Below are 20,067 nucleotides of genomic sequence, written 5' to 3'. Positions count from 1 at the left end.
GACCTTTTGTTTGGAGGTCGTTTCATGTTTATTCATCAATTTTGATAGACATCTTCTCTGTATCCACCGTCACTTGAGCACCGATGGTGATGGTAAAGAGTGGCTGAGTATGGGCAAAGTCCAAGTCATAGAGGACGGGAATCGTCTTGAGAATCGGATGTTTATCCAAGATATAAAGGAGCAGCTCCTCTGTCATCTGGCATTCTTTTGGAAAGCGGCCGATGAGAAGAGCCTGCGGGTTAGGATAGGCCTGAAGGAGGGCGGCTAGATTGCGGTCAAACTCCACATAATCATCTTCCTCGGCCTCTTCAACAAAGAGGACATAGTTTTCATCTGTTGGGGCATAGGGTGTTCCACGCAGGAGTGAGAAGGTGGAGAGATTGCCGCCGATAGCAGTGGCTTGGGCTTGCCCGTGGTGATAAACTTTCCACTCCGTCTCATGGAAGGTCAGTGGCGCATCTGGCAGATACCAAGCATTACTGCCCCATTTTTCACTAGGAGTCAGTTCATAAGAAGTCTGGCTGACGGCCTTGAGCCAGCTCTCGGTCTGATAGTCCTGCAGGGCATCCATCTTAAAGCTGGAGTAGGACGGTCCCATGTAGGTTTTCATGCCGGTCTTGCTATAGATAGCGTTAAGCAAGGCTGTTGTGTCTGAGTAGCCGCAGAAAATCTTAGGATTTCTAGCAATCAACTCAAAGTCCAGATAGGGCAGGAGCTCATTGCAGTTGAAACCGCCGATAGTGGCCAGAATGGCATCAACGGAGTCATCCGAAAAGGCAGCATGAATGTCTTCCACGCGGCTTTCAATGGAGGCAGAATCTAACATATCATTTTCCAGATAATGCTCCGAAAAAGACACGGTAAATCCTAGCTTTTCCAAGCGCTCCTTGGCGGCTAAATTGGCCTCAAAGCCACCAAGGCGTTCGATTGACGACGAGGGACTGACGACCCGAATGTGCATGCCAGATGTGAGTTTTTTCATAGAAACCTCCTTGTGATAATTTTTTATAGAGTATCATAACATAAAGGCTATAGTAAGTAAAGGTGGGGTTAGAGAAAATAACCATAAAAAACGGAACCAATCAGGCTCCGTTCTATTTTTAATGACTAATCTCAATGCTGCCGGTGCTGGTGCGGGCGGTCAGCTTGGCTTGAGCCTGTTCATTGGTATGGATGACTCGATCTCCGATAAAGTCCTCTTGGTCGTGGCTGGTCTGCATGTCCTTGGGCAGTTCAATGTCACCTAGATCTGTTTGCAGGTCCAGTGAGATGGTTTTGTAGGTCTCTTCGGCGAGATGGAGATCGATGGAACCATTGCTGCTGGACATGTTGATATTGCCCTTGAGGGTTAGTTTATCACTAGTGATACTACCGTTGGAGAGACTGATTTGTGTATCGGTCAGGCTGGTTTGGACTAGCTCGATGCTACCGTTAGCACTTTCAATGCTACCGCTCTTAATTTGGCTCTGACTGAGTTCGATAGAGCCATTGCTGAGATCGGCCTTTAATTTTTTGATTGTCAGTTCATTGATTGATAGGCTGCCGTTAGCTAAACTGGCCTTAACCTGCTCCAAGTTCCTTCCCTTAGGTAGGCTTAGAGTGATTTGTTGAGTCCTTTCCAAATCTCCATTTATCAAGCCTAGTAAAAAGCGTAGGCCGCTGTTAATGTTGATAAAAAAGCTGGATTCCTTAATGTATAGACTATCGTTTTCAGCCTTGGTACTGATTTTTTCAGTTGTCTTGCCGTCTCCTTGATAATAGGTCAAGTGAACCTTATCATCGGGCGATTCTTCAATCACAACCGAGCGGTTGCTCAGGTCTAGATTTAAGGAATGGATATTGCCATAGGTTTCTTCTTGCTTGGCCATCTTGGTGCTAGCGGCTGAGCTCCTCACCAGATCCTGCAGACCACCACTGGCTAGACCGACCAATATCAGGCCTACTCCTAGTAGACAGGCGGCGACAGTAATACTGAGTATGGTTTTTCTTACTTTAGACATGACGGCCTCCTTTCCGTGCCAAGGCTTGGGCGAGTTTGACAAAACTCAGTTTGATAAAGCGAAGGATAGGACCAATGCTGAGATAGAAGAGTCCAGCCAGCCCCAAGGTTAAAAGGCTCATACCCAAACTAAGGGCAAAAGCAGGAATCGAAGTGGTCATGCCGAGAGTCAGGCTGTCCCAAATCAGACTAGCCCCTATGGCAAACATAGCAAAAGCAAAGACGGCTATAACAAAAGCAAAGACACTGATGAGGAGGAAGAAAGTAAAAATCAAAGTCAAAGCCAAAATTAATAGAGGAATTGCTAGTGGAGCCGCCAAGATGGATAGAATAGCAATCTGGACGATCTGCTTGCTATTTTTGACAGAGTCAGCTTCTTGGCTGTCTTCTTCTATTTTCTTGTCCAGAAGATTGATGATAATCTCGTGAGCCGCTTCTTTGGGACTACCCAGCTCAGCTATAGCTGCTGCCTCTCCCTCTGGACCGACCTCGTCAAAGTACTCGGTGAAGTAGTCCATAGCTTCTTGATAGTCTTTTGCTGGTAATTTTTTTAAATATTTTTCTAGCTGGGCTAGATATTCAGTTCTTGTCATGGCGAACACTCCCTTCGATAATGCCCTTAATCATGCTGGTATAAAGCTCCCATTCATTTTTGAGGCTGATCAGTTGTTTCTGACCTGTTGGGGTCAGAGAGTAATATTTTCGTTTTCGACCTTGATATTCCTGAGAGTAAGTCTCTAAATACTGACTCTTTTCCAATTTTTTCAGGATAGGATAAAGCGTGGACTCCTTGATATCGGCAATGAGCTTGATGGTCTGGCTAATCTCGTAGCCATAGGAATCTTCTTTATCTAAAATCGCTAAAATCAGAAATTCTGTCAGGGTAGAAGATGTGGGGAAATACATGTACTACCTCCTATATATAAAAATATTATATATAAACTTTCTATATATAGGATAATCTCTTTTGAACTAAAAGTCAAGTAATATATAGAAATTTTACTTATAAAATTTGAAAAGGATTTCATCCTTGAAAGATAAGGGAAGTAACTCTTTTTCTCTTTATTTCCTTACAAGAACTTTACATAAATTAGAGCTTTTATATTGAAATCTTTCTCTATAAAATGGTAAAATAATCTATGTCTATCTAAAAAAAGATAAGAGTGAATGAAATGACGAAATATAAGACGATTTATAAGTTTGTAGGGCAGACATTGCTATACTTTGTGATTTTCGTAGCCCTGCTTTATTTCTTTAGTTATCTTGGTCAAGGTCAAGGTGGCTTTATCTACAATGAATTTTAATGTAAGAGAGTACTATACACATGTCAAATACAGCAATTACAGATATGATTGAAGCAATTGAGCACTTTGCTCAGACGCAGCCAGATTTCCCTGTCTACAATGTCCTCGGACAAGTTCATACCTACGGGGATCTAAAGGCAGACTCCGATGCATTGGCCGCTAAGATTGATAGCTTGGGGCTGGCTCCCAAGTCACCCGTCGTTGTTTACGGTGGTCAGGAGTATGAAATGCTGGCTACTTTTGTGGCTTTGACCAAAGCAGGTCATGCCTATATTCCTATTGATAGTCATTCAGCTTTGGAGCGCGTGACTGCTATCGTGGAAGTAGCTGAGCCAAGCTTGATTATTGCCATTGCGGATTTTCCGCTGGCTGATACAGATGCAGCCATTCTCAGTCTGGAAGAGGTCCGAGCGGCTTACGCAGAAAAGAGTACCTATGAGATGAACCATCCAGTCAAGGGTGATGACAATTACTACATCATCTTTACTTCTGGTACGACTGGTAAACCTAAAGGTGTGCAAATCTCTCATGATAACCTGCTCAGCTTTACCAACTGGATGATTACAGACAAGGAATTTGCGACACCGAGCCGTCCGCAAATGCTGGCGCAACCGCCTTATTCTTTCGACTTGTCAGTTATGTACTGGGCACCGACTTTGGCGCTGGGGGGAACTCTCTATGCCTTGCCTTCTAGTCTGACTCAGGACTTCAAGCAGCTATTTGAAGCGATTCTCAGCCTGCCTGTAGCAATCTGGACTTCTACACCGTCCTTTGCGGATATGGCCATGCTTTCGGAAGATTTTAACAGCAAAAAAATGCCAGGCATTACGCATTTTTACTTTGACGGAGAGGAGCTGACGGTCAAGACAGCTCAGAAATTGCGGGAGCGTTTCCCTGAGGCTCGTATTATCAATGCTTACGGCCCGACCGAAGCAACGGTGGCTCTGTCTGCAGTTGCCATCACGGATGAGATGCTAGCGACCCTCAAGCGTCTGCCAATCGGCTATACCAAGGCGGATTCACCAACCTTTGTCATTGATGAGAATGGGCAAAAATTGCCAAATGGTCAGCAGGGTGAAATTATTGTCTGCGGACCAGCTGTATCTAAGGGGTACCTCAACAATCCTGAAAAGACAGCTGAAGCCTTCTTTGAGTTTGAAGGGCTACCGGCCTATCATACAGGTGATGTGGGTACGATGACTGATGAAGGTCTCCTACTCTACGGCGGTCGTATGGACTTCCAGATTAAGTTTAACGGTTATCGCATCGAGCTAGAGGACGTATCTCAAAACCTCAATAAATCCAAGTATATCGAGGCGGCAGTAGCAGTACCACGTTATAATAAGGATCACAAGGTTCAAAACTTATTGGCCTACGTTATTTTGAAAGACGGTGTTGCAGAGCAATTTGACCGCGAAATCGATATTACCAAGGCTATCAAAGAGGATCTACAGGATATCATGATGTCTTATATGATGCCATCTAAGTTCCTCTATCGGGAATCTCTGCCCCTAACACCAAACGGTAAGATTGATATCAAGGGGCTGATTAGTGAGGTCAACAAGTCATGATGGATTTCTTGAAACAGCTTCCTCATCTGGAGCCTTACGGAGACCCACAGTATTTCCTTTATCTTATCTTGGCTGTTTTGCCAATCTTTATCGGACTTTTCTTTAAAAAACGCTTCCCGGTCTATGAAGCCTTGGTCAGCTTGGTCTTTATTGTCTTGATGTTGACGGGGCCTAGTCTAGCGCAGCTTTATGCCCTGCTCTTTTATGTCGTCTGGCAGACGGTCTGGATTTATTCTTATAAATTCTACCGCAAAAAGCGGGATAGCAAGTGGATATTTTATTTGCATACAGCATTGGCGGTTCTGCCCCTATTCTGGGTTAAGGTCGAGCCAGCTATCAGTGGCCATCAATCACTCTTTGGCTTTCTGGGAATTTCCTATCTGACCTTCCGCTCAGTTGGTATGATTATTGAGCTGAGGGATGGCGTGCTGACTGATTTCAGTCTCTGGGAATTCCTCCGCTTTATGCTCTTTATGCCTACTTTTTCTAGTGGCCCTATTGATCGTTTCAAGCGTTTCAATGAAAATTATCTCCAAATACCAGAGCGCGATGAGCTTCTGGATATGCTGGAGCAGTCGGTCAAGTATATCATGCTGGGCTTTCTCTATAAGTTTGTCCTGGCCCATATCTTTGGCCACATGATTTTAGGGCACGTCAAGACCTATGCCCTCTATATTGGCGGTTTCTTCAATCTGGGAACGCTAGGCGTCATGTATGTCTTTGGTCTGGATCTCTTCTTTGACTTTGCTGGTTATTCGATGTTTGCGGTGGCCATTTCTAATCTCATGGGAATCAAGAGCCCTATCAACTTTGACAAGCCTTTTGTTTCACGCGATTTGAAGGAATTCTGGAATCGCTGGCACATGAGCCTGTCCTTCTGGTTCCGAGACTTTGTCTTTATGCGCTTGGTTATGGTGCTCATGCGCAACAAGGTCTTTAAAAACCGCAATACGACTTCCAGTGTAGCCTATATAATCAATATGTTGGTCATGGGCTTCTGGCATGGTGTGACCTGGTACTATATCGCCTATGGTCTCTTCCACGGTCTGGGCTTGGTGGTCAATGACGCTTGGCTCCGTAAGAAAAAGACCATCAATAAAGAGCGTAAAAGTAAGGGACTGCCAGCCCTGCCTGACAACAAGTGGACCCAAGCGCTGGGGGTTGTTATCACCTTCCATGTTGTCATGTTCTCATTCTTGATCTTCTCAGGATTTTTGAATGACCTTTGGTTTAAAAAATAAAATGTAAACGAGGAAACTATAATGGATGTAAAAGCAGAAGTAATTGAAATTATTGACGAATTATTTATGGAAGATGTTTCGGACATGATGGACGAGGATTTGTTTGATGCTGGTGTTTTGGACAGTATGGGAACAGTAGAGCTGATTGTTGAGCTGGAAAACCGTTTTGACATCCGTGTGCCAGTATCAGAGTTTGGCCGCGATGACTGGAATACAGCCAATAAAATTGTTGAAGGCGTAACGGAGCTTCGTAATGCTTAAACGACTCTGGCTGATTCTGGGGCCGGTCTTCTGCGCCTTGGTCATGGTCGCTCTGCTCTTTTTCTTCTATCCGCTTGAGAAAAAGCATGATGTGGAAGCAGAGAAGCGGGCAGCTGTGACTCTTACAGCAGAAACGTTCAAAAGCCGTAGCAAAAAAATGACGGCCCTGACAGATCAAGATACCCGTTTTGTGCCCTACTTTGGCTCCAGCGAATGGCTGCGCTTTGACAGTATGCACCCAGCTGTTTTGGCCGAGAAGTATGACCGCAATTACCGACCTTATTTTCTAGGGCAGCGGGGGGCGGCTTCGCTCAACCAATATTTTGGGATGCAGCAGATGACCTCTGAGCTGGAAAATAAGACGGCTGTCTATGTCGTTTCTCCGCAATGGTTTACTAAAAAAGGCTATGATGCAGCAGCTTTTCAGCAGTATTTCAATAGCGACCAGCTAGCTGGTTTTCTTAGCTGGCAGGACGGTGGAGTAGGCGCTCAGTATGCAGCCCAGCGGCTTTTGCAGCTCTATCCCAACATTGCTATGGGGGATATTGTCAGGAAAGTGGCTGATGGAAGCCAACTGACTTCTTTTGAGCAGCAGTATATCAATACTATGAGTCGGATTTATCAGCGGGAGGATGCATTTTTCAGTACATTTGCTGCTGGTAATAATGGCAACTATGACACGAAGGTTTTGCCTCAGCTTTCCCGTCTTCCGGATGAATTCTCCTATGAAGAATTGGAAAAACTGGCTACGGCAGATGCTGTCAAGCAGACTAATAACAATGATTTAGGGATCGATAATGACTTTTATAAGAAACGTTTGGCCAGAAAAATCAAGAAGTTCAAAGGCTTCCAATCCAAGCAGTCTTACGAAAAGTCTCCCGAGTACAATGATTTGCAGCTGGTTTTGGAGCAATTTGCCAAATCAAAAACCAATGTCATTTTTGTCATTCCACCGGTCAATGCCAAATGGATGGCCTATACTGGGTTGAGTGAAGAGATGTATCAGCGGACAGTTGAGAAGATTAAGTTCCAGCTGGAGAGTCAAGGCTTTACAAATATTGCAGACTTTTCTAAGGACGGCGATAAGCCTTACTTTATGCAGGATACGATCCACATGGGCTGGAATGGATGGCTGGCTTTCGACAAGGCTGTCGATCCTTTTGTGTCTAATCCTCAGCCTGCTCCGAATTATCAGATCAATGAAAAATTCTTTAGTAAGGAGTGGGCTAATTACACGGGGAACTACGAGGAATTTGTCAAATAAGGTAATAGGCTGGAAGGAGAAGACATGATTCGCTTGGCGGAAATGCAGGATATCCCAGCGATTTTAGCAATTTTTGATCAGGCTAGGGAGTTTATGCGGACTATGGGAAATCCCAGTCAGTGGCCGGCTTCCTATCCGAATCATCAGCTGGTAGAGGAAGATATTCGGGCGGGCCACTGCTATGTCTTTGAAGAGGCTGGGCAAGTTGTTGGAACCTTTGCGTTCATCATCGGACCAGATCCGACCTACCAAGAGATTGAAGGTGCTTGGCATTTTTCAGAGCCTTACGGTACAATCCATCGTATCGCTTCAAATAGACAAGTCAAGGGTCTGGCTCATCAATGTTTTGACTTTTGTCTGCAGCAAATTTCCTATCTCCGCATCGATACGCATGCGGATAACCAGCCGATGCAGGCAGCCATTCGCCGCTACGGTTTTAGCCAGTGTGGCACGATTTATTTGCCAGATGGCAGCCCTCGCCTTGCCTATGATTACCATCAATAAAAAAATCTGCTCAAGGGCAGATTTTTTGCATTATAGTAAAACATACTTTTCAATAGCTTTTGCGACACCGTTCTGGTTGTTGCTTTTAGTGATGGCTGTTGCCTCGAGTTTAACTGCTTCAGGGGCATTGCCCATGGCAACTCCCAGACCAGCCAGTCGCAGCATCGGAAGGTCATTGAAGTTATCTCCAATTGTCATGACCTGTTCCAGCGGAATCTGGTAGTGTTTGGCCACTTCCAGAAGGGCTTGCTCTTTTGACACTTCTTTATGTGTGACTTCCAAATAGTTGTCCTTGGACAGGTAGAAGGCTGTATTTGGAAAATCCATCGTTTGCAAGTAGGCATGGAGCTGCTGGATAACAGCTGCATCATCAATCAACAGCAACTTATGGGCTGGAATGAGCACATCTAGAACAGGCAGCAGAACATTTTGAATAAAAGGCTGCTCACCTGTAATCTCAGCTTCAATTTGCACCCACCTATCCAAACGGTCAGCAATCCAATCTTTACCAGAGTAGAGATTGATGGAAACACTAGGAAACTTAGTTTTGACCAACTCCAGAAAAGTGCGGATTTCTTTTTTATCCAATGGATGCTCGATAATGGTCTCGTAATCTTGCGGGTCACCCTTGATGACCAGAGCACCGTTGTAGCAGGCCAGAGGGGTATCACCCAGTCCCAGCTCGCGCGCAATTGGCTCCATGCCCAGAGGAGAGCGGGCAGAGGCTAGGACAAAGGGGATATTTTCTTTTTTCAGCAAGGGAATCTGCTCCCTCAGTTGCGAATCTACTTGGTGCTGGTCATCGAGAATTGTGCCGTCAATGTCGCTGATAATCAAGCGAATATCTTGCTTGGTCATGGTCGCTTCCTCCGTAAACCATAAAATGAAATCTTGTCGAGCTAGTAAATAATGGTGACTTTCCCAGCCAGAAGAGCTTCTAGCTCAGGGCTAGGTTTTTGATCGGTGATCCAGTAGTCAAAATCGCTGATATTTCCTAAAATATAGGTTGATTCTTTCTTAACTTTGGCCTGCTCGGCCAGCAGAATCTTTATCTTGGCCTGTTTGAGAGCTAGCTTCTTCAGATAGGTATCTTCTTGATCTTCAAAGCTGATTTGGCCATTGTTTAGCCCTGCAGCTCCGATGAAGGCTAGATCAAAAGAGATATCTCTTAGCTGCTCGGCTTCATTGAGGGCGTAGTAAAAACGATTTCTCGGATAGAACTTTCCACCTAAAAGATGGAAAGCAATCTGCTCTTGACCACTCAGCATGATGGCATTATCCAAAGAATGAGAAAAAATTGTCATCGGTTGCTGAACTTGCTGAGCCAGCTTGAGAACCACCGTTGATACATCAAAGAAATTGACTTGATTGGGTTTGAGAAAGTCCAGAGCCTTGTGAGCGATGGCCTTTTTTTCTTGGTTTAGTTGGTCGATACGGTCGTTGAAAGAGGGAATTTGCCGACTATTTTCCAAAGGAATAATCCCGCCATGGGTGCGTTGGACCAGTTTTCGCTCGCTCAAAATTGAGAAATCACGGCGAATAGTGTCTTTAGAAACCTGAAAATAATCCACCATGTCCTTAGCTGCCAGCTGTCCTTTATCCTCCAAAAGTTCCAGCATCTTTGAAAGTCGCTGCTCTTGATACATCTTTCTCATCCTTTCTGCTACTTTATAAGTTCATTATAATTCATTTTATAAGCATATACAAGTTTTTATAATGAAATATAAGTTATTTTGTCGAAAATAAGAAAAGTCCTTTTGAAACTATGTTATAATCAAAAAAATCAAGCAGATAAGATGAGGAAAGATGATTTCAAGCAAATTTCGGAAATTACAAGAAACTTGGCAGCAAAAAACTCCTGATGGAGAATCAGAAGTTTTATAGAATTTTATCAAATTTTTCTATGTAAAAGAGGCTCATGGTCATGATAACGGTCAGTCCGAGGAGGATGAGGATGGCTGGTGTCCAAGAATGGAACAAATCAAAGCTGTAGCCAAAGAGGCTTGGGCCGAAGGCGGCTAGGATGTATCCTCCAGTTTGAGCCAGTCCAGATAGTTGAGCCGTTTGCGCAGGTGTAGAGGTCTTGAGGGAGAAGGTCACCATGAGATAGGGGAAGAGGGCGCTGACAGACATACCAATGAGCAGATTAAGAATCAGCCAATAAGCAAAGGAATCTGTCCGAATCAAGAGCATGGTAATACCGATCAGACCTGCCGCAGAAACCAAGCTAATCATAATCAGACGTTGACGAGCCTTCAAGCGCGCTGTCAAACTAGGAATTGTCATTGAAAAGGGCAGGCTAATCAGAGAAAAGACGGCTGCTAGTAAGCCTGTCGTATCAGTAGAAAGACCGGCTTGTTGTCCTAAAGTCGGCAACCAAGTCATGCTGGTATAAAAGAGTAGTGACTGTAAGCCGCCAAATAAAATCAAGGCCCAGACTCTTGGATTTTTTAGAAGAGCTCCTTGCCCTTGCTTTCCTTGCTGTTTAGCCGCCAAGCGATGGCTATATTTGACATTGGGCAGCCAAACCAGAAAAATCACAAAGCAAATCAAGGTTGATACCCAAATGAGACCTTGCCAAGAGCTCATTTGAACGATGGGAACAGCCAGAGCAGACAGAATCGTGATTGACAGTCCCATCGATGTGATATAAAGAGTTGTCAAAAGACCGACACGATGCGGCTGATTGGCCTGAATCAAGCTCGGAAGAAGGACGTTTAAGACAGCAATAGCCGCTCCTAAAATAATAGTTCCCGTATAGAGTAAGGGAAGATTAAATACGCGAATCAGAGAGCCTAGAGTTAGCACGAGTAAAACAAGTGCAAACAGCTTTTCCAAGCTCATTTTTTGTGCTAAGCGCGGAGCAAAGACCGAGCAGAGGGCAAACATGATCAAAGGCAGACTGGTCAAGAGGCCTAGGGAACTAACTGGAACCTGTAGCCCCTCCGCAATGTCTGTCAGAACGATAGGCAAAACAGTAAAAGGAGCCCGCAGTGCTATCCCGATCATCACTATACCTGGAATTAAAAATGGTGAGTGTTCTTTTTTCATAAATAGTCAATCTCCTTTCGTACGTCAAGGAACGATTATACCATATCTTTTTAGAAAATGATAGGTGAATTGCGGCTTAGTCCATCAAGTCCAGAAAATAGTGAGAAATCGTTTCTTCGTCAACCTGATTTCGTTGCTGCAACCACCAGCTGACCGTATCCACAAAAGTTGATGTCACATAATTTTTTAAAAAGTTGTCCGGCAGATGACTTTTTTTCTGCAATAATGTCTGCTCAATCATGGGAAAGAGATAGCGCTCTAGCTCGATTTTCAAGCGGTTGATGAAATAAGTATTTTTAGCCAAGAGGAGGGTGGCTATCCGATCCTGATTTTTCCGAAAGTGATGGAAAATATGGGCTGTCGCTTCAAACAAATCGCGTCCTTCAGAACGCTCAATAAAGGTATGCTGAAAGAGATCTTGGCAGAGTTCCTCCAGCAGGGTTTCCTTGGTCTCAAAGTGGCTATAGAAGGTGGAGCGGCCCACATCTGCCAGATCAATGATTTCCTGAACGGTGATGCTTTCGTAGCTTTTCTGATTGAGCAGGCTGATAAAGGCTTGGTAAATAGCTGCGCGTGATTTTTTTACTCGTCTATCCATGGAAATTCCGTACAAAAAGAGCTTTTTGTCTGCTAAGAGACAAAGGGCATGAACTGGCTCTTGTTTCCTTTCTGATAATAGTGGATAATATAATTGAACAGAGTGTTCGGTATTGATTAGATTATACCATAAATCGCATTCTTTTAGGAAAATAAATAAGGAGGCTCACATGAAATCCAGTAGAAATATGACCATTGCCTTTCTCTTGAATTTTTCTTTTGCCATTATTGAATTTATCTTTGGCCTTCTCTTTCATTCTAGTGCTGTCTTAGCGGATGCAATTCACGACACAGGAGATGCCTTGGCTATTGGCCTATCGACTCTTTTTGAGAAGATTTCCACAAAAAAAGAAGACCGTAACTATACCCTAGGATATAAACGCTACAGCCTGCTGGGTGCTCTCTTGACCTCAGTGATTTTGCTGGTCGGTTCGACCTTGGTCATCGTGGAAAATATCCCCCAATTATTCGCTCCTGAGAAGGTGAATTATGATGGCATGTTGATTTTGGGGATTGTCGCTATTGCCGTCAATACAGCAGCTAGCAGAGTAATCAGCCACGGGCACAGTCACAATGAATCCATTCTTAGCTTGCATTTTCTTGAGGATATCTTGGGCTGGCTAGCAGTTGTCGGAGTGTCTATTATCCTGCGCTTCACCGACTGGTATTTCCTGGATCCGCTGCTTTCTCTCGTCATCGCAGGCTTTATTCTCAGTAAGGCTCTGCCAAAATTTTGGGAGAATATCCAGATCTTCCTAGACCATGTGCCCAGCGATGTGGATCTCAGTCAGCTTTATCAGGAAATAGCAGTGCTGGAAAACGTGCGAGCTATCACTCAGCTCAATGTTTGGACGACAGATGGTTTGGAAAAATATGCCATGCTTCATATCTGTCTGGAAAATCCCAATTTGCTAGCTGAAACGCAGATTGTCCTACGCCAAAAGCTCTTGGCTTATGGCATTTCCAAAGTGACCATTCAGACCGATGAAAGCTTGCAGGAACACCAAGAATATTGTATTGGTAAAGAATAAGCCAGCTCCCCAGAGAAATTCTGGGCTTTTGTTTGCGGAAATAAAAAATTTTCCCAAACAGCACATAAATGCTTGTCTTTTATTCTTGTGTGTGATATATTTATAACATAAAAGTGTTAAGTATTTCTAACATGTTAAAAGGAGTCTATCATGAAAAAAAGTCAAAAAATGGGTGGCCTCATTTTGATGGTTGCCACCGCTCTCTTTATTGATTTTACTATTTTCCTTGCTCCCAGCAATCTCAACTGGCCAGCCAAATGGGTAATTGTCGGTTTGGTAAGTATAGGTCAGCTTATAAGTATCTGGTCTTGGTTTCACATGAAACCATGGCCTAAGAAGATGAAAGAAGTTCAAGAAAAGCAGGTCTATGATCTGACCATGAAATTTTATAATCTATTGACTCTTTCGGCAACCTCTATCTATACTGTCGGAATCTGGTTGTGGACTCCGAGCACCAATCCGCCCTTTATAAAGTACATTGCTTTGGGAGGCCTCCTGGCTATCCAGTTTCTCTTTCTTCTGTTTTTTGCTTTGAAAAAAGTCAAGGAAAGAGCAGACGAGCGCTTTTATGCCAATCTAGCAAAAGCAGCGACTTTGATGTTTGTCATCTGCATAGCAACTTTACTGGTGCTTGCAGGGATTAGTGCTAATGTAGGATCTATCACGGTCAATGCCGGAATATTCTTCATCATGATTGGTGTTTTGGTGTTGCTCTTTGGTTTTATCTTCTTTTTATTTGAAAAGAGAGGTTAAAAATGGCCAAGGAAAGCAATATTATCACCAAGCTCAAATCTGTCCGCGAATCCAGAGGCATGACCCAGCAGGAGTTAGCGGACCACATTGGAATGCGGCGTGAAACGATCTTGCATTTGGAAAATAATCGCTACAATCCCTCGCTAGAGATGGCTTTAAAAATCGCTCAGGTTTTTGATTTGCGGCTGGAAGAACTCTTTCAATTAAAGGACACAGGAGGATAATCATGAAGATGGTTTTTGACTACCAAAGGGAAGGTGAAAAAGGAGAGATTCACCGCTTTGTCCTGCTATCTACATCGCCCAGACGCAAGGAATTGCTGAGTTTTTTGAATCCAGAGATTCAGGCTGTAGAAGTGGACGAACGAGCTGTTGAAGAGCAGTGTATGGCAAGCATTGATGATCAGGATTTTCTGACCAAGGCAGCCAAGATTTGCTGTGAGATTTCCAAAGCTAAGTCTGATTTGGACTTGGAAGCCGAGACCCTTTATATTTCGGCTGATACTATCGTCGTGGTGGATGGTCAGATTTACAATAAACCACAGGATTTAGCTGAAGCCAATCGGATGTTTCGCTCTTACTTTGGTAAGAGTCACCATGTAGTGACCTCGGTCTGCCTACGTATGCAGGATTTTCTAGAAGTTTTTTACACCGTGGCGCAGGTGGACTTTGTGGATTATTACCCAGAATTAGAGGCTGTCATCGGGGCCTATCTGCATGACAAGCGTCCGCTAGACAAGGCGGGTGCTTACGGTTTTCAGGAGTTGGATCCTCGCTTTATCCGATCAATTACAGGCGATATGCATACCATCATCGGCCTGCCTGTCGCTGAGACCAGCTATCGGATTTTTAGAGATAGCAAAGGAAAAGAGTAAGGCTTTGATTTCTATTCTAAAATATCAAAAATCTCCCCATAAGTGGCCATCCACTTTCTTAGGGAGATTTTTTCTATGTTTTGAGCTTGGGACTGAATCCTAGATGTTTACATCGCTCCAGCTAAATGGCGTGTAGCCAAGCAGTTCAATTCCGTCAATCTCAACGGATTTAATAATTTCTTGAACGTTGTCTTGAATGTTCTTAGCTAATTGCGGATGGTCAGAGACCTCGGAACAAGTCTCAATGACCAAGAGAGGCTTGTGGTAGCGCTCATATAGCTCAGACATGGCAATCCGAAGAAGGACAGGTTGTGCAAGACAAGTTTCTACATTTTTGCGGACATATTTGTTGGTAAACAAATCTTGGATATTTTCCGCCGCATAATGTGAGAAGGCAACAAAGTCCACGATGCCTTCTCTTAAGGCGAAGACATCCTCTTCCGTAATACCCAGATCCAGCTGATTTCGCTCAATGTAGCGAAGGAAGTGATTTGGATAGTGTCCCTTGGTCTGCACATCTGTAAAAATGTAGTTTTTACGTCTGTTCAGCTCATGGCCCAAGGCATCGGTAGCTGAGTGATTTTCTTGGTGGGAATCACTATTGATGGTAATCAAACTACCGAATTGGAAGGTTGGATTGATGGTTTGACCGAGCTTAACCACGTTTGCGGATGCGATTAGCTGATGGTGAGCAGCCAGCCAAATTTGTTGCTCTTGGTTTTCTGTGCTGTCAAAGTGTAGCCCAGCGCCTAAGAATGGCAAATAAGACAGAGCGCTCATTTCTTTAAAGGTAATCCAGTAAGTGACTTTTTCTTTAAAGTGGGTCAAAACGGCTTCGCAATACTTTTCATACATGGCAATCATTTGACGACTTTTCCATGCGCCGTATTTTTCATACAAATGAAGAGGGAAATCGAAATGAGACAGGCTTACAATTGGTTCGATGTCATTCTCTAGCAGTGCATCAATAATTGACTCATAGAAAGCAAGGACCTTAGCATCGGGTCTCCGCTCTTCTCCAGTCGGGAAGAGACGAGTCCATGAAAAGGATAGTTGGTAGGTATTGAAGCCCATTGTTTTAATTTTTTCAATGTCTGCCAGATAATCCTGTTTGCTGGAGCCTTGTTTGAACAAATCGTAGGCTCCTAGGGGGATTGTTCGATAGTCAACTGTTCCGTCCATGACAGAGAGACGATAGTCTTCACCATACTGGGGCAGGATGTCGGTGATTCCTAGACTTTTACCATTACTTGATAGAATATTTCTAATCATATTAGTTCCTTTCAGTATTCATTCGCTGCTTGTTCTGAGCTTATTTTTTCTGTCTTTTAGTAATCATGGCTAAGGTTGATAGATTCTGTGTGACAGTAGTGAACTCAGAAGCCATGCTTTGCGATTGATATACGGCAGCAGACAGGCTGATCGAATGGGCTCTCTCTGCACTGATTGATTGTTCAATGATCATTCTTTGTGACTGTGATTCAGCGATAGATAGACTGATTGAACGCTCTCTTTCCACGCTCATTGATTGCTCAATAGCGATACTTTGTGATTGTGATTCAGCCACAGACAGGCTGCGTGACTGTTCTTGCTCTAAGCTGATAGACTGCTCAATGATCTTACTTTGGGCTTCAGATTGGGCAAGGTAAATGCTGAATGAATGATCCTGTTCGACGCTGATTGATTGTTCAACAGCTCTGCTGAGAACTTTAGATTCTGCAGTAGATAAACTAAATGATTGTTCTTGCTCCAAGCTGGTAGACTGCTCAATAGTATCTCTTTTGGCTCTAGATTCCGCAGCTGCCAAACTGTATGAATATTCCTGTTCCAGATTGCGAGATTGTTCTACCGCCGCATGTTGTGATTGCGATTCTGCGATAGACAGGCTGCGTGACTGTTCTTGTTCCAAGCTGATAGACTGCTCGATGGCTACGCTTTTCGCTTGTGATTCCGCCATAGACAGGTTAGTAGATACTTCATTTTCTAGGCTGATAGACTGTTCAATAGCGATGCTTTGAATTTCATTTTCAGTAACAGATAGGCTCAGTGATGCCTCGTTCTCCGCGCTAATAGATTGTTCAATTGCCCGACTTAAGGCTTCAGATTCCGCCACAGACAGGCTGATAGACGCTTCATTTTCTGCACTAATTGATAACTCGATCGCTTTACTTAGTGCTTCAGACTCTACGATAGATAAGCTTGTAGATACTTCGTTTTCCGTGATAATAGACTGTTCAATAGCTCTATCTAAGACTTGGGATTCCTCTACAGACAGGCTAGTAGACGCTTCGCTCTCTGCACTAATTGATTCTTCAATAGCGATGCTTTGAGACACAGACTCGGCTACGGACAAGCTAGTAGACGCTTCGTTTTCCGCGCTGATCGATTCTTGGATAGCAATGCTTTGCGAAATAGACTCTGCTACAGATAAGCTGGTAGATGCTTCGACTTCTGCACTGATTGATTCTTGGATCGCGATGCTTTGAGAAACGGACTCAGCCACGGACAAGCTGTTAGACGTTTCGATTTCCGCGCTGATCGATTCTTGGATAGCAATGCTTTGCGAAATAGACTCGGCTACGGACAAGCTGGTAGATGCTTCCAATTCTGCGCTAATGGATTCCTGAATCGCGATGCTTTGAGACACAGACTCAGCCACGGACAAGCTCAGCGACGTTTCCAATTCTGCGCTGATAGATTCTTGAATTGCGATACTTTGAGACACAGACTCAGCTATCGACAAGCTGTTCGATGCTTCCAATTCTGCACGGATTGATTCTTGGATAGCAACGCTTTGAGAAATAGATTCAGCCACGGACAAGCTCAGTGATGCCTCGTTTTCTGCGCTGATAGATTCTTGAATAGCGATGCTTTGCGCCACAGACTCAGCTACAGATAAGCTGTTAGACGCTTCGATTTCAGCTCTGATCGATTCTTGGATGGCAACGCTCTGAGAAATAGACTCTGCCACGGACAAGCTCTTAGACGCTTCGATTTCAGCGCTGATTGATTTTTGGATGGCAATGCTTTGCGAAACAGATTCGGCAACGGATAGGCTGGTAGAAGCTTCCAATTCTGCGCTGATAGATTCTTGAATCGCGATGCTTTGAGACACAGACTCAGCTACAGATAAGCTGGTAGATGCTTCGATTTCTGCGCTGATAGATTCTAGAATGGCAATGCTTTGCGCCACAGACTCAGCAACCGACAAGCTCTTAGATGCTTCGAATTCAGCACTGATCGATTCTTGGATAGCGATGGTTTGCGAAACAGATTCTGCCATAGACAAGCTGGTAGATGCTTCGATTTCCGCATTGATCGATTCTTGGATGGCAATGCTTTGCGAAACTGACTCTGCTGCCGACAGGCTAAGAGAAGCTTCCAATTCTGCGCTGATAGATTCTTGAATCGCGATACTTTGCGAAACCGACTCTGCTACAGATAGACTCAGTGATGCTTCGTTGTCCGCACTGAGAGACTCTTCAGCGGCCATGCTTTGAGATACAGACTCAAAAATTGATAAGCTAAGAGACGCTCTATTTTCTTCAAGGATTGATTGCTCGAAAGCATGACTTTGCGCAATTGACAAGCTAGCAGAAGTATCCGTTTCCTTGCTATCAGATTGCCCAACTTCCAAACTTTGTGTCTGTGATTCGGTTACTTCTAAACTACGAGAAGCCTTTTTACTTTCTATACTTAATGATAGAGATATTGAATCAGCAGTACTCTTCAAGCCCCTCTTTTTCATAGAATCTGAAGAAATGCTTGTCTCAGCAGATTCTGTCGTGCTGGCTGCCTGGTTTTTCGCTGCCATTTTTTCTTGCTCCAGACTAGATTCACTTTCTACAGCTTGAGATTCGTCTGGATCCTCTTCTCCACCGATATTCATAACATCCAAGCGGTCGTAGTATTGGATCGATTCCAAAGCTTTCTCAATGAGGAAATTTTCTCTATCTTCTGGGTTCACATTGACTTGTGGGGTACTTCCTTCATTGTTATGAACCGCAGAAGTGGATGATTCGTCCTCTTCTCCTTTTATAAGACGCTTAAAGCCACCTAAAAAATTACGAAACATACCTTTGTTCTCTTCATTATTTGGCATGGACATACTCTCCCTAATTTTAGTAATAATACTATTATAAAGGCTAGTAGAGCATCTGTCAAAGTTTATTGCATTAAAATGAAGATTTTCAAAAGTAAGGGTTTTCTTGGAATTTTATAAGAGTTTTTCGCCGAATTTTATTCATCTTTGCTCTCTTTTTTGAAGGATTTGAAGTCGATAGAAATAATATCTTAGAAAAAATGATATAATATGAGAAGTTATGATTGTATTCCGTTCATTCAATCCTAATACAAGGAGAGCAGTTATAGAGGGGTTAAGAATATAGACGAGTAGACTATATTTTAAGGAAATCCGAATGAAGCTATTGAAAGCTTGCAAACTTAAAAGAATATGTGAGAAAATCAGTTGGAAATGCCTTAAGGGATATTAGTAAGAAATTTCTAGAGTTGCTTAAAATTGAGCTTGATAGCTTGAAATGAAAAAGTAAAGAGATATGATAGGTTTACAAGTTAGCAAGTAAATTGATTGTCTGACAAATTTGAATTTATTAAGGTGGGCATATGAAAGAAAAAAGACCTGATTTTGGAGAGATAAAATCATTTGAAGAATTTAATAGATACTATTGGTATCGAGAAGAACTTTCACAAATTTGTAAGTCCCTTGGATTAGAGTATAGATGTACGAAGCAAGAATTGAACTATATTATCGAACAGTATTTTAAGGGAAATAAAATAGAAAAATTTTTGAGTAAAGGAAACAAAAGTCAAGCCGAAGTTATCACCTTGGAGACTCCGTTACTTAACTGTGGTTTTTCTTTTAACCAAAAATTTCGAGATTATTTTTCAGCTGTAACAGGCATTAGTCCCTTTAAATTTAGTGCTGATATGGCAACGGCTTGGCGAAAAGTAAAAAGGGATAAAGATATAACATTCACTATTCAAGATATGATTAAAATATATTATGGTGAGTCAGATTATGCAAAGTATGATAGTTCGGCTTGCCAATGGAATCAGTTTCTAAAAGACTTTTGTTTAGATGAATTGAGCGATTGTTATTCTAACAAGTTAAAAGTTGCAGCTATTCTCTGGAAAGAAGTTAGAAACTCGATACATGAAAAAGTTTACTCACGGGAACTTTTAAAAAAGTATGAATCTAAAGTAGAGGAATACCGTAAGTAAATAGATTCCAGCTTGTCGAGCTGAATAAAGCTGGACGGCATTAATTTATATGCTGCTTTATCATAACACATAATAAAATAGATGTTGGAGCGAGCATAGAAAAAGAGGAGCCTCATAATGAAGCTCCTCTTACTTTTGATTGTCCGAATCAATATTCTTATTTAAAATAAAGGTAGTGAAAAAGGTAGTGATTCGCTTGATTTATATTGCGATGTACTGAATTCAAGAAAAAGAAAAAACGCTTGAAATGAACCGCACCCCAAAAGTTAGACATAAAAAATCTAACATTGGGGTATTTATAATGAAATTGCGTTATAAAGCTAAAGTTCAAATCTATGAACTAAGGCAACAAGGAATCAGCTTAAAGCGTCTTTCA

21 protein-coding genes and 1 pseudogene are annotated in these 20,067 nt (G+C 43.0%); 12 read left to right on the top strand and 10 right to left on the bottom strand.

Annotated elements, in window-relative coordinates:
- Positions 1-28: 28 nt before the first annotated feature.
- From ACWPVL_RS03940 to ACWPVL_RS03925, 4 genes are all read right to left on the bottom strand, one after another.
- On the bottom strand, positions 29-982 hold the full coding sequence (locus ACWPVL_RS03940) for a S66 family peptidase (protein ID WP_454387068.1): 954 nt from the start codon (positions 980-982) through the stop codon (positions 29-31).
- A 118-nt stretch (positions 983-1,100) separates the two neighbouring features.
- Positions 1,101-2,000 (bottom strand): DUF4097 family beta strand repeat-containing protein, encoded by a 900-nt coding sequence (locus ACWPVL_RS03935; protein ID WP_454387066.1) that lies wholly within the window; start codon positions 1,998-2,000, stop codon positions 1,101-1,103.
- A complete protein-coding gene (locus ACWPVL_RS03930; RefSeq protein WP_454387064.1) occupies positions 1,993-2,592 on the bottom strand; it encodes a DUF1700 domain-containing protein in 600 nt (199 codons plus the stop codon). The genes ACWPVL_RS03935 and ACWPVL_RS03930 overlap by 8 nt, the downstream gene beginning before the upstream one ends.
- A complete protein-coding gene (locus tag ACWPVL_RS03925) occupies positions 2,579-2,905 on the bottom strand; it encodes a PadR family transcriptional regulator (protein ID WP_454387062.1) in 327 nt (108 codons plus the stop codon). The genes ACWPVL_RS03930 and ACWPVL_RS03925 overlap by 14 nt, the downstream gene beginning before the upstream one ends.
- A gap of 266 nt (positions 2,906-3,171) precedes the next feature.
- On the opposite strand from ACWPVL_RS03925, the gene ACWPVL_RS03920 reads away from it, so the two are divergent.
- From ACWPVL_RS03920 to ACWPVL_RS03895, 6 genes are read left to right on the top strand one after another with little or no spacing between them, the layout of a single operon-like run.
- On the top strand, positions 3,172-3,303 hold the full coding sequence (locus tag ACWPVL_RS03920; protein ID WP_005591428.1) for a teichoic acid D-Ala incorporation-associated protein DltX: 132 nt from the start codon (positions 3,172-3,174) through the stop codon (positions 3,301-3,303).
- A gap of 20 nt (positions 3,304-3,323) precedes the next feature.
- Positions 3,324-4,874 (top strand): D-alanine--poly(phosphoribitol) ligase subunit DltA, encoded by a 1,551-nt coding sequence (gene dltA / locus ACWPVL_RS03915; protein ID WP_454387059.1) that lies wholly within the window; start codon positions 3,324-3,326, stop codon positions 4,872-4,874.
- The gene (gene dltB / locus ACWPVL_RS03910) at positions 4,871-6,115 is read left to right on the top strand and encodes a D-alanyl-lipoteichoic acid biosynthesis protein DltB (RefSeq protein WP_454387057.1); all 1,245 of its coding nucleotides are present in this window, start codon (positions 4,871-4,873) and stop codon (positions 6,113-6,115) included. Before dltA ends, dltB begins: the two co-directional genes overlap by 4 nt.
- 21 nt (positions 6,116-6,136) lie before the next feature.
- Positions 6,137-6,376, top strand: coding sequence for a D-alanine--poly(phosphoribitol) ligase subunit DltC (gene dltC / locus ACWPVL_RS03905; RefSeq protein WP_005591431.1), 240 nt, complete (start codon positions 6,137-6,139; stop codon positions 6,374-6,376).
- Positions 6,369-7,640 (top strand): D-alanyl-lipoteichoic acid biosynthesis protein DltD, encoded by a 1,272-nt coding sequence (gene dltD, locus ACWPVL_RS03900; RefSeq protein ID WP_454387054.1) that lies wholly within the window; start codon positions 6,369-6,371, stop codon positions 7,638-7,640. The genes dltC and dltD overlap by 8 nt, the downstream gene beginning before the upstream one ends.
- 24 nt (positions 7,641-7,664) lie before the next feature.
- Positions 7,665-8,144 (top strand): GNAT family N-acetyltransferase, encoded by a 480-nt coding sequence (locus ACWPVL_RS03895; protein ID WP_454387052.1) that lies wholly within the window; start codon positions 7,665-7,667, stop codon positions 8,142-8,144.
- A 30-nt stretch (positions 8,145-8,174) separates the two neighbouring features.
- Here ACWPVL_RS03895 and ACWPVL_RS03890 read toward each other — a convergent pair whose 3' ends face one another.
- The 4 genes from ACWPVL_RS03890 to ACWPVL_RS03875 form a co-directional block, all read right to left on the bottom strand.
- Positions 8,175-9,002, bottom strand: a complete 828-nt coding sequence (locus ACWPVL_RS03890; RefSeq protein ID WP_314043715.1) for a Cof-type HAD-IIB family hydrolase — start codon at positions 9,000-9,002, stop codon at positions 8,175-8,177.
- A gap of 41 nt (positions 9,003-9,043) precedes the next feature.
- Complete coding sequence (locus tag ACWPVL_RS03885; protein WP_223368134.1) at positions 9,044-9,790, bottom strand: DeoR/GlpR family DNA-binding transcription regulator; 747 nt, start codon at positions 9,788-9,790, stop codon at positions 9,044-9,046.
- Between the two features lie 232 nt (positions 9,791-10,022).
- A complete protein-coding gene (locus ACWPVL_RS03880; protein WP_454387049.1) occupies positions 10,023-11,195 on the bottom strand; it encodes a CynX/NimT family MFS transporter in 1,173 nt (390 codons plus the stop codon).
- Between the two features lie 76 nt (positions 11,196-11,271).
- Positions 11,272-11,793: a TetR/AcrR family transcriptional regulator gene (locus ACWPVL_RS03875; protein ID WP_371609648.1), complete on the bottom strand. Its 522-nt coding sequence runs from the start codon at positions 11,791-11,793 to the stop codon at positions 11,272-11,274.
- 169 nt (positions 11,794-11,962) lie between these two features.
- Here ACWPVL_RS03875 and ACWPVL_RS03870 point away from each other — a divergent pair, with 169 nt between their 5' ends.
- The 4 genes from ACWPVL_RS03870 (at position 11,963) to ACWPVL_RS03855 (ending at position 14,450) form a co-directional block, all read left to right on the top strand.
- On the top strand, positions 11,963-12,823 hold the full coding sequence (locus tag ACWPVL_RS03870) for a cation diffusion facilitator family transporter (RefSeq protein WP_454387046.1): 861 nt from the start codon (positions 11,963-11,965) through the stop codon (positions 12,821-12,823).
- Positions 12,824-12,973: 150 nt separating this feature from the next.
- Entirely contained in the window at positions 12,974-13,576 is a 603-nt protein-coding gene (locus ACWPVL_RS03865; RefSeq protein ID WP_454387044.1) for a DUF3796 domain-containing protein, read from the top strand.
- Positions 13,577-13,578: 2 nt separating this feature from the next.
- A complete protein-coding gene (locus ACWPVL_RS03860) occupies positions 13,579-13,800 on the top strand; it encodes a helix-turn-helix transcriptional regulator (RefSeq protein WP_454387042.1) in 222 nt (73 codons plus the stop codon).
- 2 nt (positions 13,801-13,802) lie between these two features.
- Positions 13,803-14,450, top strand: a complete 648-nt coding sequence (locus ACWPVL_RS03855) for a Maf family protein (protein WP_454387040.1) — start codon at positions 13,803-13,805, stop codon at positions 14,448-14,450.
- 99 nt (positions 14,451-14,549) lie between these two features.
- Here the strand turns inward: ACWPVL_RS03855 and ACWPVL_RS03850 are convergent, their stop codons facing one another.
- Together ACWPVL_RS03850 and ACWPVL_RS03845 are read right to left on the bottom strand one after the other, a co-directional pair.
- Complete coding sequence (locus ACWPVL_RS03850; RefSeq protein ID WP_148888764.1) at positions 14,550-15,722, bottom strand: family 1 glycosylhydrolase; 1,173 nt, start codon at positions 15,720-15,722, stop codon at positions 14,550-14,552.
- Between the two features lie 40 nt (positions 15,723-15,762).
- Complete coding sequence (locus tag ACWPVL_RS03845) at positions 15,763-18,552, bottom strand: hypothetical protein (protein ID WP_454387038.1); 2,790 nt, start codon at positions 18,550-18,552, stop codon at positions 15,763-15,765.
- A gap of 232 nt (positions 18,553-18,784) precedes the next feature.
- Here ACWPVL_RS03845 and ACWPVL_RS03840 point away from each other — a divergent pair.
- Together ACWPVL_RS03840 and ACWPVL_RS03835 are read left to right on the top strand one after the other, a co-directional pair.
- Positions 18,785-18,992: pseudogene (locus ACWPVL_RS03840) on the top strand (phosphomethylpyrimidine kinase); the annotation flags it as partial.
- Positions 18,993-19,073: 81 nt separating this feature from the next.
- On the top strand, positions 19,074-19,691 hold the full coding sequence (locus ACWPVL_RS03835; RefSeq protein WP_148878155.1) for an SAP domain-containing protein: 618 nt from the start codon (positions 19,074-19,076) through the stop codon (positions 19,689-19,691).
- Positions 19,692-20,067: the final 376 nt, after the last annotated feature.

It is taken from the genome of Streptococcus sp. Marseille-Q8145, from assembly GCF_965112035.1.
Note: the sequence above shows the minus strand (reverse complement) of the source record. Positions and strands in the feature narration are given on the sequence as shown.

Excerpts from the sequence above, each read along its gene's own strand:
- ACWPVL_RS03940 (WP_454387068.1), bottom strand. The coding sequence starts at position 982 with ATGAAAAAACTCACATCTGGCATGCACATTCGGGTCGTCAGTCCCTCG.
- ACWPVL_RS03935 (WP_454387066.1), bottom strand. The coding sequence starts at position 2,000 with ATGTCTAAAGTAAGAAAAACCATACTCAGTATTACTGTCGCCGCCTGT.
- ACWPVL_RS03930 (WP_454387064.1), bottom strand. The coding sequence starts at position 2,592 with ATGACAAGAACTGAATATCTAGCCCAGCTAGAAAAATATTTAAAAAAA.
- ACWPVL_RS03925 (WP_454387062.1), bottom strand. The coding sequence starts at position 2,905 with ATGTATTTCCCCACATCTTCTACCCTGACAGAATTTCTGATTTTAGCG.
- ACWPVL_RS03920 (WP_005591428.1), top strand. The coding sequence starts at position 3,172 with ATGACGAAATATAAGACGATTTATAAGTTTGTAGGGCAGACATTGCTA.
- dltA (WP_454387059.1), top strand. The coding sequence starts at position 3,324 with ATGTCAAATACAGCAATTACAGATATGATTGAAGCAATTGAGCACTTT.
- dltB (WP_454387057.1), top strand. The coding sequence starts at position 4,871 with ATGATGGATTTCTTGAAACAGCTTCCTCATCTGGAGCCTTACGGAGAC.
- dltC (WP_005591431.1), top strand. The coding sequence starts at position 6,137 with ATGGATGTAAAAGCAGAAGTAATTGAAATTATTGACGAATTATTTATG.
- dltD (WP_454387054.1), top strand. The coding sequence starts at position 6,369 with ATGCTTAAACGACTCTGGCTGATTCTGGGGCCGGTCTTCTGCGCCTTG.
- ACWPVL_RS03895 (WP_454387052.1), top strand. The coding sequence starts at position 7,665 with ATGATTCGCTTGGCGGAAATGCAGGATATCCCAGCGATTTTAGCAATT.
- ACWPVL_RS03890 (WP_314043715.1), bottom strand. The coding sequence starts at position 9,002 with ATGACCAAGCAAGATATTCGCTTGATTATCAGCGACATTGACGGCACA.
- ACWPVL_RS03885 (WP_223368134.1), bottom strand. The coding sequence starts at position 9,790 with ATGTATCAAGAGCAGCGACTTTCAAAGATGCTGGAACTTTTGGAGGAT.
- ACWPVL_RS03880 (WP_454387049.1), bottom strand. The coding sequence starts at position 11,195 with ATGAAAAAAGAACACTCACCATTTTTAATTCCAGGTATAGTGATGATC.
- ACWPVL_RS03875 (WP_371609648.1), bottom strand. The coding sequence starts at position 11,793 with ATGGATAGACGAGTAAAAAAATCACGCGCAGCTATTTACCAAGCCTTT.
- ACWPVL_RS03870 (WP_454387046.1), top strand. The coding sequence starts at position 11,963 with ATGAAATCCAGTAGAAATATGACCATTGCCTTTCTCTTGAATTTTTCT.
- ACWPVL_RS03865 (WP_454387044.1), top strand. The coding sequence starts at position 12,974 with ATGAAAAAAAGTCAAAAAATGGGTGGCCTCATTTTGATGGTTGCCACC.
- ACWPVL_RS03860 (WP_454387042.1), top strand. The coding sequence starts at position 13,579 with ATGGCCAAGGAAAGCAATATTATCACCAAGCTCAAATCTGTCCGCGAA.
- ACWPVL_RS03855 (WP_454387040.1), top strand. The coding sequence starts at position 13,803 with ATGAAGATGGTTTTTGACTACCAAAGGGAAGGTGAAAAAGGAGAGATT.
- ACWPVL_RS03850 (WP_148888764.1), bottom strand. The coding sequence starts at position 15,722 with ATGATTAGAAATATTCTATCAAGTAATGGTAAAAGTCTAGGAATCACC.
- ACWPVL_RS03845 (WP_454387038.1), bottom strand. The coding sequence starts at position 18,552 with ATGCCAAATAATGAAGAGAACAAAGGTATGTTTCGTAATTTTTTAGGT.
- ACWPVL_RS03835 (WP_148878155.1), top strand. The coding sequence starts at position 19,074 with ATGAAAGAAAAAAGACCTGATTTTGGAGAGATAAAATCATTTGAAGAA.